The organism is Microbacterium sp. WCS2018Hpa-9 (assembly GCF_031843745.1).
Lineage (GTDB): Bacteria > Actinomycetota > Actinomycetes > Actinomycetales > Microbacteriaceae > Microbacterium.
This window is the reverse complement of the sequence record NZ_JAVTIY010000011.1, coordinates 80629-97863: the sequence shown is the minus strand read 5'-3', so window position 1 is coordinate 97863 and position 17235 is coordinate 80629. Positions and strand designations below refer to the sequence as shown.

At 67.1% G+C, this 17235-nt stretch carries 15 protein-coding genes; 13 read left to right on the top strand and 2 right to left on the bottom strand.

Annotation, left to right across the window (positions count from 1 at the left end):
- Nucleotides 1–57: 57 nt before the first annotated feature.
- Nucleotides 58–1746: an ATP-binding cassette domain-containing protein gene (locus RQG82_RS18820; RefSeq protein ID WP_311260321.1), complete on the top strand. Its 1689-nt coding sequence runs from the start codon at nt 58–60 to the stop codon at nt 1744–1746.
- 1 nt (nt 1747) lies between these two features.
- On the opposite strand, the gene RQG82_RS18815 is transcribed toward RQG82_RS18820, so the two are convergent.
- Complete coding sequence (locus tag RQG82_RS18815; protein ID WP_311260320.1) at nt 1748–2827, bottom strand: FAD-dependent oxidoreductase; 1080 nt, start codon at nt 2825–2827, stop codon at nt 1748–1750.
- A gap of 76 nt (nt 2828–2903) precedes the next feature.
- Here RQG82_RS18815 and RQG82_RS18810 point away from each other — a divergent pair, with 76 nt between their 5' ends.
- From RQG82_RS18810 to RQG82_RS18775, 8 genes are all read left to right on the top strand, one after another.
- On the top strand, nt 2904–4019 hold the full coding sequence (locus tag RQG82_RS18810; protein ID WP_042539210.1) for a GuaB3 family IMP dehydrogenase-related protein: 1116 nt from the start codon (nt 2904–2906) through the stop codon (nt 4017–4019).
- 57 nt (nt 4020–4076) lie between these two features.
- Nucleotides 4077–4835 carry an SURF1 family cytochrome oxidase biogenesis protein gene (locus RQG82_RS18805; RefSeq protein ID WP_311260333.1) on the top strand — a complete coding sequence of 253 codons (759 nt, stop codon included), beginning with the start codon at nt 4077–4079 and terminating at the stop codon, nt 4833–4835.
- A gap of 236 nt (nt 4836–5071) precedes the next feature.
- A complete protein-coding gene (locus tag RQG82_RS18800) occupies nt 5072–9691 on the top strand; it encodes an ExeM/NucH family extracellular endonuclease (RefSeq protein WP_311260319.1) in 4620 nt (1539 codons plus the stop codon).
- Between the two features lie 126 nt (nt 9692–9817).
- Nucleotides 9818–10108 carry a WXG100 family type VII secretion target gene (locus RQG82_RS18795; RefSeq protein ID WP_311260318.1) on the top strand — a complete coding sequence of 97 codons (291 nt, stop codon included), beginning with the start codon at nt 9818–9820 and terminating at the stop codon, nt 10106–10108.
- Nucleotides 10109–10134: 26 nt separating this feature from the next.
- Nucleotides 10135–10683, top strand: a complete 549-nt coding sequence (locus tag RQG82_RS18790; RefSeq protein ID WP_311260317.1) for a hypothetical protein — start codon at nt 10135–10137, stop codon at nt 10681–10683.
- Nucleotides 10676–10981, top strand: coding sequence for a hypothetical protein (locus tag RQG82_RS18785; protein WP_311260316.1), 306 nt, complete (start codon nt 10676–10678; stop codon nt 10979–10981). The genes RQG82_RS18790 and RQG82_RS18785 overlap by 8 nt, the downstream gene beginning before the upstream one ends.
- Nucleotides 10982–10984: 3 nt before the next feature.
- A complete protein-coding gene (locus tag RQG82_RS18780) occupies nt 10985–11734 on the top strand; it encodes a hypothetical protein (RefSeq protein WP_311260315.1) in 750 nt (249 codons plus the stop codon).
- A complete protein-coding gene (locus RQG82_RS18775) occupies nt 11707–12081 on the top strand; it encodes a DUF2510 domain-containing protein (RefSeq protein ID WP_311260314.1) in 375 nt (124 codons plus the stop codon). The genes RQG82_RS18780 and RQG82_RS18775 overlap by 28 nt, the downstream gene beginning before the upstream one ends.
- 15 nt (nt 12082–12096) lie before the next feature.
- Here the strand turns inward: RQG82_RS18775 and RQG82_RS18770 are convergent, their stop codons facing one another.
- Complete coding sequence (locus RQG82_RS18770; RefSeq protein WP_311260313.1) at nt 12097–12900, bottom strand: DeoR/GlpR family DNA-binding transcription regulator; 804 nt, start codon at nt 12898–12900, stop codon at nt 12097–12099.
- Nucleotides 12901–13150: 250 nt separating this feature from the next.
- On the opposite strand from RQG82_RS18770, the gene RQG82_RS18765 reads away from it, so the two are divergent.
- The 4 genes from RQG82_RS18765 to RQG82_RS18750 all read left to right on the top strand — a co-directional run bounded on the left by RQG82_RS18765 (nt 13151) and on the right by RQG82_RS18750 (nt 17212).
- On the top strand, nt 13151–14446 hold the full coding sequence (locus RQG82_RS18765; protein ID WP_311260312.1) for a sugar ABC transporter substrate-binding protein: 1296 nt from the start codon (nt 13151–13153) through the stop codon (nt 14444–14446).
- Between the two features lie 83 nt (nt 14447–14529).
- Nucleotides 14530–15453 (top strand): sugar ABC transporter permease, encoded by a 924-nt coding sequence (locus RQG82_RS18760; RefSeq protein WP_311260311.1) that lies wholly within the window; start codon nt 14530–14532, stop codon nt 15451–15453.
- Between the two features lie 3 nt (nt 15454–15456).
- Nucleotides 15457–16302, top strand: coding sequence for a carbohydrate ABC transporter permease (locus RQG82_RS18755; protein ID WP_311260310.1), 846 nt, complete (start codon nt 15457–15459; stop codon nt 16300–16302).
- 46 nt (nt 16303–16348) lie between these two features.
- Complete coding sequence (locus tag RQG82_RS18750) at nt 16349–17212, top strand: ketose-bisphosphate aldolase (RefSeq protein WP_311260309.1); 864 nt, start codon at nt 16349–16351, stop codon at nt 17210–17212.
- The last annotated feature ends 23 nt before the right edge of the window (nt 17213–17235 follow it).

Sequence of the window (17235 nt, the reverse complement as noted above, 5' to 3'; positions counted from 1 at the left end):
ACCCGGTTCTGATAGCCTGGTCGGCTCGCCATGCGGGCGGAAGGACGGCCACGCGCGGTGGGATACATAGATGTTGCAGGGGTCTCGCTGACCCTTCCTGACGGCAGACCGCTGTTGGACGAGACGACGTTCCGCGTCGGAGCCGGTTCGACGAGCGCGCTCATCGGACCCAACGGGGCGGGCAAGACGACGCTGCTCCGCATCATCCGAGGCGATCAGGCCGCGGATGCCGGCGTCGTGACGATCGACGGCGGGCTCGGTGTGATGGATCAGTTCGTCGGCCACGGCGAGACCGGCCAGACGGTCCACGAGCTGCTCGTGAGAGTGGCACCGCGGCGCATCCGCCAGGCCGCCCAGGCACTCGAGGCGGCGGAGGACGCGCTGATCGAACGAGACGAGCACGACACCCAGATGGCCTACGCGACGGCGATCGCGGAGTATGCGGATGCCGGCGGATACGAGCACGAAACCGTGTGGGATCAGTGCACGGTCGCCGCTCTCGGCGTGCCGTTCGAGCGTGCGCGATTCCGCGAGCTCACGACGCTGTCGGGAGGCGAGCAGAAGCGGCTCGCTCTCGAGGCGCTTCTGCGCGGACCGGACGAGGTGCTGCTGCTCGACGAGCCGGACAACTACCTCGACGTGCCGACGAAGCGCTGGCTCGAGGAGCAGCTCAGGCAGACGCCGAAGACCGTGCTGCTCGTCTCGCACGACCGAGAGCTGCTGGCGCGGGCGGTCGACCGTCTGATCACTCTCGAACCCGGCGGTGCTGGGGCCTCGGCGTGGGTGCACGGTGGCGGATTCGCGACCTACCACCGGGCGCGCAGCGACCGCATGGACAGGCTCGACGAGCTTCGCCGTCGGTGGGACGAGCAGCACGAGAAGCTGCGGACCCTCGTCGCGAACCTCAAGGTGAAGGCATCGGCGAACGACGGATTCGCGTCGCGGTATCAGGCGGCGCAGACCCGTCTGCGCAAGTTCGAGGAGGCGGGCCCTCCGGAGGAGCGGCCACCGGCTCAGGACTTCGACATGCGACTGCGCGGTGCGCGCACGGGCAAGCGCGCGGTGGTCGCGCAGGGGCTCGAGCTCAGCGGTCTGATGCGGCCCTTCGATGCGGAGGTCTGGTACGGCGATCGGGTGGCCGTGCTCGGGTCGAACGGCTCGGGCAAGTCGCACTTCCTGCGGCTGCTGGCCCGCGGCGGCAGTGACCCTGACCCGACTCTGGGCCACGTGACCTCCACGGGCGAGCAACTGGCTGTCGTCGACCACAGCGGGCGGGCCACGCTCGGTGCACGCGTCGTGCCGGGCCTGTTCGCCCAGACGCATGCGCATCCGGAGTTCGTCGGCCGAACGCTGCTCGAGATCCTGCACAGGGGAGACGAACGGCGAGCGGGGATGCCGAGGGACGCTGCCAGCTCGGCGCTCGACCGGTACGGGCTCGTCCGCCAGGCGCAGCAGACCTTCGAATCGCTCTCCGGCGGACAGCAGGCGCGCTTCCAGGTGCTGCTGCTCGAGCTCTCGGGCGCGACGCTGCTGCTGCTCGACGAGCCGACCGACAACCTCGACATCGAATCGGCCGAGGCGCTCGAAGACGCCCTGCAGCGTTTCGAGGGAACCGTGCTCGCGGTCACCCACGATCGCTGGTTCGCGCGCTCGTTCGACCGGTTCCTCTTGTTCGGGTCGGACGGAGAGGTGTACGAGTCCGACGCTCCGGTGTGGGACGAGCGTCGGGTGGCGCGGGCGCGCTGAGTCAGGGCAGGCGGAAAGGCGCGGCCGCGAGAGCGGTCGGGTCGAGCGCCAGGTCAGCGAGTGTCGCGCCCACCCCCGGCGCGAACTTGAAGCCGTGACCGGAGAAGCCTGCACCCACCACGATCCGTCCCCGCCGATCGAGCACGAAGGCACTGTCGGACGTCGAGGTGTAGGTGCAGCTGACGGGCACCGCGGATGCCGGGTCGAGGCCCGGCATCCACTCGCGCACATAGTCGGCGAGAGCCTGCGCGTGCGTGACCGCGTGCGGACGGGCGTCGGGGTCGACGACGTCGCCCACGCGGTGGAAGCCGACCTTGACGCCCTCGCCGGGCGTCGGCCTGCCGTAGACCGTCGCCGGGTGAAGGTCGGGGTCGACGTAGTGATTGAACGACGGCCACACGTCGTTCGCCGAGGGTTGGAAGTGCGCGGGGAACTCCTCGGTGACCTCCAGCAGAGGCAGGCGGATGCCGGGCAGCATCCGCTCGGTCCAGGCGCCGACCGTGACGACGACGACGTCTGCCCGCACCCGCTCTTCGGACAGCACGAGGTCGACGCCCTCGTCGGTCTCCTCGATGCGCGCCACGGGGGTCTCCCAGCGCACCTCGCCGCCCGCCGCGACGATGCGGTGCTCGAGCTCGCCGAGGGCGGCGGATGCTCGGGCGACGCCCGCGTCGCGGGAGAACAGCACGTCACCACCGAAGCGCATGCCCGACCAGCGCGACGATGCCTCGCCGGCTGTCAGGATCTCTGCGTGGATGCCGCGCTCGACCAGACGCTGCGCGATCACGGAGAGGTCGACATCGCCGTGGGTCACGAGGCCATGGAGGCGCAGCAGCGGCTCGCCGTCGACCTGCCCGAGGGCATCCCACCCTTCCCGCGCGCGGCCGAGAAGGTCGAGGTAGTGCTCCTCGTCGTATGCGTTGTTGAAGTTGCGTGTCGCGCCGTGCGATGCGCCCTGGTGGTGTCCGCGAGCGAAGCGGTCGAAGACGACAGGCTTCATCCCTCGTCGCGTGAGCTCCCACGCGGTCGCGAGGCCCATCACGCCGCCGCCGATGACGGCGACCTCCATCGAATCCGACATATTGCCTCCCGAGCTCGTTCTCAGTCTTCCAGCCGTCGGTGTCATCGCGTGCGCCCGGTAGTCTGGGGTGGTGACCATGGAGATCGAGCTGGGCCGAGGCAAGCGTGCGCGTCGTGCGTACACGTTCGACGACATCGCGGTGGTGCCCTCGAGGCGCACCCGCAACCCCGAGGACGTGTCGACCGCCTGGACCATCGATGCCTTCGGCTTCGGCATCCCGGTGCTCGGCGCCCCGATGGACTCCGTCGTGAGCCCGCAGACGGCGATCATGCTCGGACAGCTCGGCGGACTCGGCGTCCTCGACCTCGAGGGTCTGTGGACCCGCTACGAGAACCCCGAGCCGCTTCTCGCCGAGATCGCCGCCCTCGACGAGGGCGAGGCGACCGCTCGCATGCAGCAGCTCTACTCCGAGCCGATCAAGCCGGCGCTCATCACGCAGCGCCTCGCCGAGATCCGAGAGGCCGGCGTGACCGTCGCCGGATCCCTGACTCCGCAGCGCACGCAGGAGTTCTACGACACCGTCGCCGCGGCCGGCGTCGACCTGTTCGTCATCCGCGGCACCACGGTGTCGGCCGAGCACGTCTCGAGCGTCGACGAACCGCTGAACCTCAAGAAGTTCATCTACGACCTCGACGTGCCCGTCATCGTCGGCGGAGCCGCGACCTACACCGCGGCGCTGCACCTCATGCGCACGGGCGCGGCCGGCGTCCTCGTCGGATTCGGCGGGGGAGCGGCATCGACCACCCGCGCCACGCTCGGCATCCATGCTCCGATGGCCACGGCCGTCTCTGATGTCGCCGCCGCTCGTCGTGATTACCTCGATGAGTCCGGTGGACGCTACGTGCACGTGATCGCAGACGGCGGCGTCGGCACGTCCGGCGACATCGTCAAGGCGCTCGCGATGGGCGCCGACGCGGTCATGCTCGGCGTCGCACTCGCCCGCGCCACGGACGCACCGGGTCGCGGCTTCCATTGGGGTCCCGAAGCGCACCACCCGAAACTCCCTCGCGGCCGCCGCGTCGAGGTCGGCGGCATCGGCACGCTCGAGGAGATCCTCTACGGTCCCGCCCCCGTCGCCGACGGCACGTCGAACCTGATCGGTGCGCTGCGCAAGTCGATGGCAACCACCGGATACTCCGACCTCAAGGAGTTCCAGCGGGTCGAGGTCGTCCTCGCGCCCTACGAGGCCTGAGGCACGCACGACGCTGTGACTTCTGCTGCTCTGTTCCCGCCGACCCTCCGCGAGGTCATGCTCCGGGGACGCTGGATCGGGATGCTCGTGCTGTGCCTGGTCGTCGCCGGCGTGTTCGCGTGGCTCGGGCAATGGCAGCTCGAGCGCGCCATCGAGACCGATCCGCCGCCCGCCGGAGCGACCGAGCAGGTGCGGCCGCTGACCGATGTCGTCGAGCCGGGGCAGTATCTGCCCGAGCCGCTGGTCGGGCAGAAGGTCGAGACGACCGGAACGTGGATCCCCGATGACTTCCTCATCGTGTCGAGCCGATTCAACGACGACGTCGAAGGCTACTGGGTGACCGGTCAGCTGCGAGTCGCGGAGCGCACGTCGATAGCGGTGGCGATCGGCTGGACCGCCGACCGCGCGGTCGCCGAGGCGGCCGTGGCGGAGCTGAACGAGGGTGACGCAGAAGCATCGATCATCGGACGGGTCATCTCGGACGAAGGTCCCTCTCTGCCGCCGAAGGATGATCCGCAGCGCATGGACCGGATGTCGACCGCCGCGCTCCTCAGCCACTGGCACGATGTCGACGACCTCGATGTCTATCGGCCGTACCTGGCCTCGGTCACGGCGACGGCAGGTCTCACCGACATCTCCTCACCGGCGCCCGACGAGCAGTCGCCGGTGAACTGGCTCAACATCTTCTATGCGGCGGAATGGGCGATCTTCGCCGGGTTCGCGTTCTACCTCTGGTACCGACTCGCGAAGGACCAGTGGGAGCGTGAGGTCGAGGAGTTCGAGGACGCTGCCGCCGGCACCGGCGGGACTGCCTGAGTCAACGCGCATTCGCGCGATCGGCCGCGCGCATCTGAGCGCTTCTCCACGCGATATTCCACCTTCGTCAGGGGCCTGTCGGGACGTTCGGTGAGGGCTTGGTTACCAATCGGAAAACTACGTTGAGGATGTCCGAGGGCGTCCGTATGCTCGCTCACATGTGCGTCGGCTGAGAGCTCGCACAGACGCGGTTTCACGAGAGCCGTCGCCAGACCATACCCGAGGAGACAACACAGATGATGTCCGCTCCCGACGCCGCGAACCAGCAGGTTCCCGGGTCAGATCGCAGAAGTCGGGGGCGTCTCGGCGTCCTCGCCGCCACCTGCGTCGCAGCTCTCGGCGCCAGCGCCCTGATCGCCGCGCCAGCCTCCGCAGACGTTTCAGGGACGGGGGTGGTGATCAACGAGGCGTACCTCTCCGGAGGCAGCGCCGGTGCGGCGTTCACGAACAAGTTCATCGAGCTCTACAACCCCACGGCCGCGCCCGTCACCCTCGACGGGCTCTCGCTGCAGTACCGATCGGCGACGGGAACGGCAGGCTCCAACGGCGTCGCACCGCTGACCGGCGTCATCCCCGCCGGGGGCCACTATCTCGTGCAGGCAGGCAGCAACGGAGCCAACGGCGCCGCCCTGCCGACGGCCGACGCCGTGAGCACCCTCAACCCCAGCGGCACGAACGGCACGCTCGCACTCGTCGAGGGCACGGCGGCGGTCACGTTGACCCCCGGCTCGGTCACCGGGGTCGACGGCGTCATCGACGTGCTCGGCTACGGCACCTCGAACACCTTCGAGACCGCCGCGGCGACGCCGCCCACCGGCAACACCGACGTGAAGTCGCTCAACCGCACCGGCGGCAAGGACACCGACGACAACAAGGCCGACTTCAGCCTGTCGCCGACCATCACGCCGCAGAACGCCGGCACAGTTCCCGACCCTGAGCCCGAACCCGAGCCCACCGAGGTGTCCATCGCCGACGTGCAGGGCACGACCGACGTCTCGCCGCTGAACGGCCAGACCGTCACGGTCGAGGGTGTCGTCACGGCCGACTACCGCACCGGCGGCTACAAGGGCATCGTCATCCAGACCGAGGGCTCCGGCGGAGCGACCGACGCGACGCCGGGAGCATCGGACGGCGTGTTCGTCTTCCTGAACGCGCTCGCTCCCACGGTCGCGATCGGCGACCTCGTCTCGATCACGGGATCCGTCAGCGAGTACTTCGGCCAGACCCAGATCAACCCGACCGCGGCAGCGGGAGTCTCGGTGGTGCAGGCAGGCGCGGGTGTGCCGGCTCTCACGCCGCTCCCCGACGTCACCGTCGGCGCCGACCGCGAGCAGTACGAGAACATGTACGTTGCGCCCGCAGGCACCTACCGGCTCGCGTCCAGCCACCAGCTCTTCAACTTCGGCACGCTCTGGCTGAACGCCGGCGCTGACCTGAACGTCAAGAGCACCGAGACGGTGCGCCCCGGTGCCGAGGCCTCCGCGATCGCGGCGGCCAACCGGGCCAACCGCATCCTGCTCGACGACGGATGGTCGATCCAGGTCTCGAACAACGGCCACCCGAACGACCAGCCGTACTTCACCAAGGACCTCGTCGTGCGCAACGGCGACACCGTCGACTTCAGCGACAGCGGCTACGTGCTGCAGTACGGCTTCGACGACTGGCGTCTGCAGCCGGTCGTGCCGATCGACAGCACGTCGCCGGCCGACCTGAAGGCGGGCTTCGCGGCGACGAACCCCCGCACCGACTCGGCTCCGGCCGTGGGCGGCGACGTGCAGGTGGCGTCGTTCAACGTCTTCAACTACTTCACGACGCTGAAGAGCGAGAACTCGAACGCCCGGGGCGCGGCGAACGCTGCCCAGTTCGAGATCCAGAAGTCGAAGATCGTCGCGGCGATCAACGGGCTGGACGCCGAGATCGTGTCGCTGATGGAGATCGAGAACTCGATCAAGCTGGGCGGAACCCTCGATGAGGCGCTCGCCGACCTGGTCGACGGACTCAACGATGCGCTCGGCAGCGAGGAGTGGGACTACGTCCGCACCCCCGACGAGCTCAACAGCTCGGCGACCACCGACTTCATCACCAGCGCGATCATCTACAAGAAGGACGACGTCAGCACCGTCGGCGAGAGCCTCACGGTCACGGACGAGACGGTGTGGGGCAACGCCCGCGAGCCGATCGCACAGGCCTTCGACATCGAGGGCCGGGTCGTCACCGTGGTGGCGAACCACTTCAAGTCGAAGTCGGCACCCGAGGGAGGCGGCGCAGAGCCCGCGGACGGACAGGGCTTCTTCAACGCCGACCGCGTGAAGCAGGCGAACTCGCTCAAGGGCTTCACCGCCGAGATCGAGGAGACCACCGGCAGCAGCGACATCCTGCTCATCGGCGACTTCAACGCCTACGCGAAGGAAGACCCCATCGAGGTCTTCACGAGCGAGGGCTGGAGCGACGTCGCACGCGAGAAGGCACCAGACGAGCACACGTACTCGTTCGACGGGGAGCTCGGCTCGCTCGACCACGTGCTCGCCTCGCCGTCGCTGGCGGAGTCGATCACGGGCGCAGGGGTGTGGAGCATCAACTCTCCCGAGTGGAGCGATCGCGGCTACGCGTTCGGCGCCACCGAGGCAGGCACGCCGTTCCGCTCGAGTGACCACGACCCGATCATCGTCGGCGTCTCCTCGGAGATCCCGCCGGTGAGCATCGATGTCGTCACGATGAACGACTTCCACGGGCGCATCGAAGCCGACGGCGCTGCCGCAGGCGCGGCGGTCGTCGCCGGAGCGGTGCAGCAGTTCCGCTCAGAGAACCCGAACACGATCTTCGCCGGCGTCGGCGACCTGATCGGCGCTTCGACGTTCACCTCGTTCATCAACGATGACAACCCGACGATCGACGCGCTCAACGCGGCCGGTCTCGATGTCAGCGCTGCGGGCAACCACGAGTTCGACCAGGGCTGGGAAGACCTGCGAGATCGCGTGCAGGACCGCGCGGACTGGGAGTACATCTCGTCGAACGTGTTCGTCACCGAGACCGGCGAGCCTGCGCTCGCACCGGCCTGGGTGAAGGAGCTGGACGGCGTGCGCGTCGGCTTCGTCGGCGCCGTCACCGAAGACCTCGACTCGCTCGTGTCCCCCGAGGGCATCGCGGATCTCGAGGTGCGCAGCATCGTCGACTCGGTGAACGCCGTGGCCGACGATCTCCGCGACGGAGACGCCGCCAACGGCGAGGCGGACGTCGTCATCCTCCTCGTCCACGAGGGCGCATCCAGTGCCGAGCTGTCGAGCATCACCCCGGACTCGCCTCTCGGCGAGATCGTCTACGGGGTCGATGAAGACGTCGACGCGATCGTGTCTGCGCACACCCACCTCGCGTACAACCACGTCATCGACGGCCGCCCGGTCATCTCGGCGGGTCAGTACGGCGAGAACCTGGGACTGATGAACATCCAGGTGGACCCGAAGACGAAGGACCTGATCTCGATCACCAACGAGATCAAGCCCCTCACCGCTGCGGGCAAGCCGCTCTACCCGGCGGTACCTGAGGTCGCCGACATCGTCGCGAAGGCGAAGGCGGAGGCCGACGTACTCGGTGCGGTCAAGGTCGGCGACATCACGGCCGACTTCAACCGCGCTCGTCAGACGAACGCCTCGGAGAACCGCGGTGGCGAGTCCACCATCGGCAACTTCGTCGCCGACGTGCAGAAGTGGTCCACCGGCGCCGACATCGCGCTGATGAACCCGGGTGGCATCCGAGCGAACCTGACGTACGCCTCGGCGAACGCCAACGATCCGAACGGCAACGTTACCTACCGCGAGGCGGCGACGGTGCAGCCGTTCGCCAACACGCTGGTGACGCTGACGCTCACCGGTGCGCAGCTCAAGGGCGTGCTCGAGGAGCAGTGGCAGCCGGCAGGCTCGGCTCGTCCGTTCCTCAAGCTCGGCGTCTCGGAGGGACTCGTTTACACCTACGACCCCGCCGCGGCCCAGGGTTCGAGGATCACCTCGATCACTCTCAACGGCACGCCGATCGACGCGGCCGCGAACTACACGGTCGCGGCGAACTCGTTCCTCGCCGGCGGTGGAGACAACTTCTTCACCTTCAAGGAGGGCGACGACAAGCGCGACACCGGCAAGATCGACCTGCAGTCGATGGTCGACTGGTTCGACGCGAACAAGACCGCGACCCCCGACCTCGCGCAGCGCGCGGTGGGTGTCTCGGTCAGCGCGCCGGATGCCGACGGCTACCGTGCAGGCGACCAGGTCACGGTTGCTCTCTCCTCGCTGGCATTCAGCGCGGGGGAGCAGGCACCGGGTGAGGTGACGCTGTCGCTCGGCGGCACCCCGCTCGCCGCGGGCGCGGTCGACCCGACCATCGTCGACACGACCGATGAAGCAGGGCGTGCGACGCTCACCTTCACGGTGCCGTCCGGCGTCTACGGCGAGCAGCAGCTCGCCGTCGCCGTCGCCGGCACGGGGACGACCGCACAGGTGCCGTTCACGATCGCGGGTGAGGAGCCGGTCGAGTTCGCCGGCTCGATCGACCTCGGCTCGTCGAAGGTGGCCGCGGGCAAGAAGCTCACGGTCACGGGTGAGGGCTACCTGCCGGGTGAGACCGTGAGCGTCGAGCTGCGACCGAAGAAGGGCTCGGTCGTCGAGGTCGGCACCGTCCAGGTCAAGGCCGACGGCACCTTCTCGACCTCGGTGACGGTGCCCAAGAGCACCCAGCCCGGCAAGTACACGGTCGCGGTGTCGCAGGCAGACGGAGACGAGGCGACCGCCACGGTCACCGTCAACCGCGCAGGCGGCATCGGCGGCATCATCGACTGGCTGTGGGATCTCATCAACGGCTGGTTCTGACCTCGATAGGCGGCGCACCCGCCTGACACGCACGAAGGCCGTCGGGAGCGATCCCGGCGGCCTTCGTCGTTCGCGCAGGCTCATGGTGCCTGGAGGCGTGCGCAAAGTGGATGTTAGGGTGCTGGCGTGGGGGTAGCAGTCGAGGTCGATTTCGACCAGATCCAGACGATGATCGATGTCCTGCTCGGGGCGCTGTCCGATCTGCAGGCCGAAGGTGCCTCGCTCGACAGCGCATCGCAGCTCATGCTCGCAGGGTGGGACGGTGAAGCCGCCGATGCCTACGAGAGCCGGCACGATCAGTGGCAAGCCGATCAGACTTACACTCTCGACGAGCTGACGAGTGCGATCAAGGCCCTGCAGCGGGCTCTCGCCAGCTATCGCCATGCCGAAGAGACGATCATCGACCTGGTCGTCTGACGACCCGACCCCTGGATGCTGCTGACATGAATCCGTCTGATGACCTGACCGCTCGCCTCGACGCGCTTCGCACCCAATCCCGTCAGATCGCCTCGGACTTCTCGGCCGAGATGGAGCGTCTGACGCGCGAGGTGGCCCAGCGTGGCGCACTCGTCGTGGTCGACGTCGACGCCCGGCGGCTGATCTCCTCGGTCGTCGTCGATCCGGAGCACTTCGTGAACGCGGCAGCCACAGCGCTCTCCTCCGCCACCGACTCCGCTCTGGCGCTCGCGGGCGTCTCGGCGATGCCCGATGTCTCGACGAAGGCGCACGAGGTCATGCGACTGCTGCTGGAGGGACTACCGGCCAGCGACGCGATCGATGTCGTCGTCGCCGAGCCCGAGGGTGAGCCAGAGCGCCATGTCTTCCCCGAGCTGACGGTCGAGGTGAACGCGCTGGGGCAGTTCTCGGTGACGGTGGATGCCGAATGGAGGGCGTCCGCCACCGCGGTCGAGTTCGCGAATGCCGTGAAGGCGAATGTGAATACGGTGATCGCGCGACGCTCAGACCATGAGGGCGGGGGGAACGATGAGTGACGGGTACAAGGTCGATACGGGAGTCCTGAGGGGCGACGCCGAACTCTGGCGGGGATGGGGCGAGACGCTCGCGACGGGAGCCGACAGCATCTCGGACACCTTCGAGTACTGGGCGTTCTCGGATCAGCCCGGTTTCGAGGCTCTCCGCGACGAGTACTTCGCCGCGGCCGCCGACCTGCGGCAGAAGGTGCGCGACGGCGGCGCTCTCTTCCGCGCCATGGGGTCACGGCTCGAGCAGGTCGCCGAGATCTACGAGAAGACCGAAGACGAGGTCGGCCGCGACATCAGGGGGGCGTGAGGCATGCATCCGGAGGCCATGGGGCAGTGGATCATCGACGTGATCGACGACGGGCTGCGAGAACTCGCCAATGCAGAGCGCGGGGCGCCGGTGGTGGCGCGCGCATGGGCCGACGACCTTTCGACGTTCGGCATCCCCTGGCCCGATTGGGCGAAGGATGCCGCTTATCACGCGGCGATGGCAGCACTGCTCGCCGACATCGGGATCATGCGGGAGATACTCAACGCCATGCGCGACTTGGTCGCGCGGATGGGTTTCCCGACCGTCCTGCGCGCCGAAGCGGACAAGCTGGTTCAGGGGATCGGCAGCGTGCAGAGCCGCGTCGATGCGGAGTGCACGACGGCTCGCCTCCGGGGGCTGGGAAGCGATGCGTGGGAGTCGGACGCCGCCCGGCACTACCTCGCGGCGTACGACACCCATGAGGACCAGGTCGACGAACTCCAGGAGTCGGTCGACGGACTCGTTCGCGTGCTCCGGGACGCGGCCGCCTCGCAGGATGCGTGGTACTCGTCGAATCTGTTCAACGCGATCGGCGGGGTGGTCGGCATTGCCGGGCTCGTGGCCACCATCATCGGCGGGTTCGCGACACCTGTCGCCTGGGTAGGGCTGGCGATCGGCATCATCGGACTGCTGCTGAACGTGATCGGATACTTCATCGGACGCGGCGACTCCGAGTCGCGCGCGTCCGTGCTGTCGGACGTCCTCTCCTCCACGGCGTTGCCGTCGTGGCCCAAGCCCTCGTTCGCCTTGTGAACGGCGTGAGCCCCGCGGCACCGGGATGGTACGACGTGCACCGACAGACCCAGCGGTGGTGGGATGGGCGACAGTGGACGGAGAATGTCATCCATCACGGCCGGCCCATCACCGCCACGGCGCTTCGCGCGGCGACCACCAGGATGCAGTGGATGTGGGTCGGAGTCGGCGTGGCCGCATGGGTGGCGTTCCTCGTCTTCTCGTTCGCTTTCGGCCCGAGCGCGGCGTTCGCACTCGCCGCGCTGCCCGTCGTTGGAACGGCGGCGATCGTCGCGGCGGCCATCACGGGATCGCGCCTGATAGCGGCGGTCCCGCCGACTCCGGGCAGCCCGATCGACGCACGCTGACGGAAGCGCAAACCCTCACGGAACGAGGATCTGCACCTCTGCCTGGGCGAGAGCGGTGGCGAAGGCCTGTGAGGGCGGGGCGTCCGTGACCAGATAGTCGGCCCGATCGAGCGTCGTCACCTGGGCGAACAGTCGTCGCCCGAATTTTGACGAGTCGGCGAGGATGGCGGTGCGATCGGCGCGCTGGATCATCTCGGCCATCATGTTCGCATCGCCCATGTTCGACGTCGAGAAGCCGGCCTGGTCGATGGCACCCACCGCGATCAGCGCCAGATCGCAGCGGATGTCTACTTCGGGTCCGCCCGGGGTCATCATGAACGTGACGGGGCCGGTGGTGGCTTGGGTGATCGCGCGGACAGCGCCACCGAACACGTAGAGGTCGCGGAAGGCGGAGGGGGAGATCTCGGCGGGGATCCGCAGGTTGTTCGTGGCGATCGTGAGGTCTCGATGGTTGCGAAGTGCCCGCGCGAGGGCCAGAGTGGTCGTTCCGGCGTTGAGCATCACGACCGCTCCGTCGTCGATGAGCCCCGCGGCGAGGCGCGCGATCGTCTCCTTCTCCTCGGTCTGCATCCGCAGGCGCACGTCGAGCGCGCGGTCCTTGAGCTGACCCTCCGCGCTGACGGCCCCTCCGTGTGTGCGGATCACGACGCCTTCACGGTCGAGCTGGTCGAGATCGCGGCGGATCGTGTCGATGGAGACGTGAAAATGTTCGGCGAGACCGCCGACGGTCACCTCTCCCACCTGCTCGACGTACGAGGCGAGATCCGCCTTCCGGCCCGCCGGGAGGCGGCGCTTGGGCGACGGTGCGGTTGCTTCCATGCACACATCTCTAGCACATAGACGCGGGAAAGTCGGCAGAGTCCAGCAGAAAACCGCAGATCGAATGCGGCGCAGATCAAATCTGCACCGCCGCGCCGTGGCAGCGATGTGGGGAGAGATCTGTGAGTACATCCATCGAATAGTGCAAAGAAATGCTTGACGTTCCTGCAAATGAACGCATAACATTGCTCAAAACCGCATGAACAAGCATCGAAGCACGTATGCGGCACGATCTCGAAGAGGAGAAGTGATGATCACAGTGGGACGAGGGCGACGCATTCTCAAGCTCGCCGGCGCCGCGACAGCAGCCGTGACAGTCCTGGCCGTGGCTGGGTGCGCGGCAGGCGACAGCGGAGCCGACGGCGGGGATGGCGGAGACGTCACGATCGAATTCGCGCAGTGGTGGGAGCCCGAACTCCCCGACGGCGAGTTCCGAGCGCTCATCGACGAGTTCGAAGACGCGAACCCCGGCATCACGGTCAAGCTCGTGAGCGGACCGTACGCATCGACCAAGGAGCAGCTCTTCGCCGGAGCCGCATCCGGCACCATGCCAGACGTCGTCGGCCTCGACGGCGCGTGGGTCAACGACTTCGCCTCTCAGGGCGTCATCGCCGACCTGACCGCCCTCATGGAGGAGAACGACTACGACGACAGCGAGCTGGCGAGCCAGATCCAGGTCGACGGCAGCACCTACATGATCCCGGTCGTGAACTTCGTCTACCCGATGTTCACGAACGACACCCTGCTGGCAGACGCGGGCGTCACCGCCCCGCCCACCACCCGCACGGAGTTCGCGGATGCCGCCTCGAAGGTCTCTGCCCTCGGTGGCGACGTCTCCGGCTGGGTCCTCCCGCTCTCGCTCGAGGCTCCCAACGGTGTGCAGAACGACGTCATGTCGTGGGTCTGGGCCTCTGGCGGCTCGATGCTCAAGGACGGCGAGCCCGACCTGACGAACGACGACGTCACCTCGGCGGTCGACTTCATCGGCGGCATGTGGGACGACGGCTCGATCGCCTCCGGCTCCTTCACGATGAAGGAGCAGGACAAGGTCGAGGAGTTCACCAACGGCCGCGTCGGCATGATGATCGACTCGCTGGCGCACATCAACCTGATCCGTGAGACCAACCCCGACCTCGAGTTCTCGATCTCGGCGCTGCCGGCGGAAGACGGTTACGACGGCGAGCGGGGCATCCCCTACGCGTCCTGGGGCATCGGCGTGGCCGAGAACTCGGAGCACAAGGACGCGGCGTTCAAGCTGGTGTCGTTCCTGATGAGCGAGGAGACGAACTCCGAGCTCTCGACGATGGCGAACGCGTTCCCCGGCAACTCGAAGTCCGTTCCCGGATTCGTCGAGGACGACGAGCTGTTCAAGCAGGCGTTCGAGATCTACCAGGCCGGATACCCCGCGAACGAGTTCACCGGACTCCCCGTCGCCGAAGAGCTGATGCGTCAGCTCGGCGAGCAGCTGCAGTCGGCCTTCGACGGACAGCAGTCGATCGACGACGCGCTCACGAAGGCGCAGGAAGCCTGGGCAGGGGAGTTCTGACCTCTCTCCGCCCGTCTGAACCGGGTGCCGCATCGCGACCCGATGCGATGCGGCACCCGACCAACCAAGGAGCCATGCTTCCCATGAGTCTGAGAACATCCGACGACACCGAGGTGATCGTCACCGGAGTCGCGATGTCACGTCGCCGGCGGCAGCTGCGCAAGACGACCGAGTCGTACGCCTTCCTCTCGCCCACGATGATCCTGCTGTTCGTGCTGATGATCGTCCCGATCGTCATGGTGATCGGTTACTCGTTCCAGGACAACGTGATCCTGAACAAGTCGCCCGAGTTCGTGGGCGTCGCCAACTACGTAGAGATCCTGTCGGACCCCCGCTTCTGGAAGGCGACCGGCAACACGATCCTCTTCACGGTGGCGAGCGTGGTGGCGCACCTGGTGCTCGGACTCGCCTTCGCGATGATGCTCAACAGCCCGCTGCTCGGACGCTTCTCCCGCTCGTTCTTCCGGGCGCTGTACATCCTGCCGTGGTTGTTCACGGTCGCCGTGATCGCCGTGCTGTGGCGCATGCTGCTCGCCCCGAACGGTGTGGTCAACTTCTTGCTCAACACCGACATCGAGTGGCTGGCATCGCCTCAGCTCGCACTCGGCACCATCATCTTCATCAACATCTGGGCCGGCTACCCCTTCTTCATGGTGAGCCTGCTCGCCGGGCTCCAGGGAATCCCGGGCGAGCTCAACGAGGCGGCGACCGTCGACGGTGCCGGCGCGATCCAGCGGTTCTGGAACGTCACGATCCCGCAGCTGCGGCCGATCATCGTCAGCCTCGTGCTGCTCGACCTGATCTGGACCTCGCAGCAGTTCGCCCTCATCTGGATGACCACGGGTGGCGGACCGATCGATGTCACCGAGGTGCTCAGCACCTTCACCTACAAGCTCGCCTTCGCCAAGTACGACTTCTCGCTCGCGGCCACCTCCGCCGTGCTGGTCCTGCTGATGTCGATGGTGCTCGCCGTTTTCTACGTCCGTCACCAGAAAGCGAGGGACTGACTCATGGCTCTCACCGTGCAGAACCAGCGTCGCGTCGCCAAGACCGGCGTGATGATCGGCCTCATCCTCGGTGCCGTCTTCGCCGCAGGTCCCGTGCTCTGGATGCTGTCGAGCTCGTTCAAGTCGAACACGCAGATCTTCGAGCTGCCGCCCCGCCTGGTCACCGACACGTTCTCGTTCGACGCGTACATCGCCATCTTCACGAACCCCGAGACGATGCGGTTCTTCTTCAACAGCTACGTCGTCGCCGGCTCCGTCACGATCCTGACGCTCCTCGTCGCGATCCAGGCGGCCTACGCGTTCAGCCGCTTCGAGTTCCGCGGCAAGCGCATCCTGAACGTGGTGATCGTGAGCGTTCAGGCGGTGCCGCCGATCACGCTGCTGATCCCGTACTTCGGCCTGATGGTCGCCCTCGGGCTCTACAACTCGTACCTCGGGCTGATCCTCACCTACATGGTGTTCACGCTGCCCTACGCGATCATCATGATGACCGGCTACTTCAACACCCTGCCCAAAGAGCTCGACGAGGCCGTCCGCGTCGACGGCGCCGGATCCATGACCGCCCTGTGGCGCATCCTGGTGCCGATCTCGATCCCCGGCATCGTGTCGGTCGGCATCTACACGTTCATGATCGCGTGGAACGAGTACCTGTTCGCGCTGACGCTGACCCGCACGATCGACATGCGCACGGTGCCCATCGGCATCCAGTTGCTCATGGGGCAGCACTCGTACGAGTGGAACCAGATCATGGCGATGAGCGTGCTCGGGTCCATCCCCGTGCTCATCCTCTTCCTCATCTTCCAGCGGTACTTCATCAGCGGTCTCACGGCGGGGTCCGTGAAGAGCTGACGTCGCGCCGACGGACATACGACCACCACGAAACAGGAGAAAACACGTGCTCTACACCGGCAAATCCATCCTCGATGTCGCCAATGCGAACAACTTCGCCATCCCGGCGTTCAACATCAGCGACTGGGCGATGTTCAACGGAATCATGGACATCAGCGAGCAGAAGGCCGCTCCGGTCATCATCGCGATCCACCCCGATGAGGTCGCGCACATCACGACCGATCTGATCCCCGCGATGCACGCCCGCGCCCACCGGTCGAGCGTGCCCGTCGCGATCCACTGGGATCACGGCGGAAGCTACGAGCAGATCATCGCGGCGATCAAGGCGGGCTTCACCTCGGTGATGATCGACGCGTCGCTGCTGCCGTTCGACGAGAATGTGGCGCTGACCCGCAAGGTCGTCGACGCCGCTCATGCCGTGGGCATCCAGGTCGAGGGCGAGCTGGGCACGATCGGCGCCAACGACAGCTACGGCGAGTCCGGCGCTGCGGAGATCATCTACACGAACCCGGAAGACGCCGTGCGCTTCGTCGAGGAGACCGGTGTCGACAGCCTCGCCATCGCGATCGGCACCTCGCACGGTCTGTACCCGAGTGACAAGAACCCCGAACTGCGCCACGACCTGCTCGAAGAGATCAAGGCCGCGATCGGCATCCCCCTGGTGCTGCACGGCGGCTCCTCGAACCCGGATGCCGAGCTGCGCCGCGCGGTCGAGCTGGGCATCAACAAGATCAACATCTCCAGCGACATCAAGGTCTCGTACCACAACCGCATGCGTGAGATCCTCGGCACCGATCAGCGTCTGCGCGAGCCCAACGCGATCCAGCCGGCGGCGCTCGAGGCCATGAAGGTCACGGCTGCTGAGAAGATCGACCTGTTCGGCGCAGACGGCAAGGCGTCGCTGTACTGAACCTCGGACCTCGGAAGGATGAT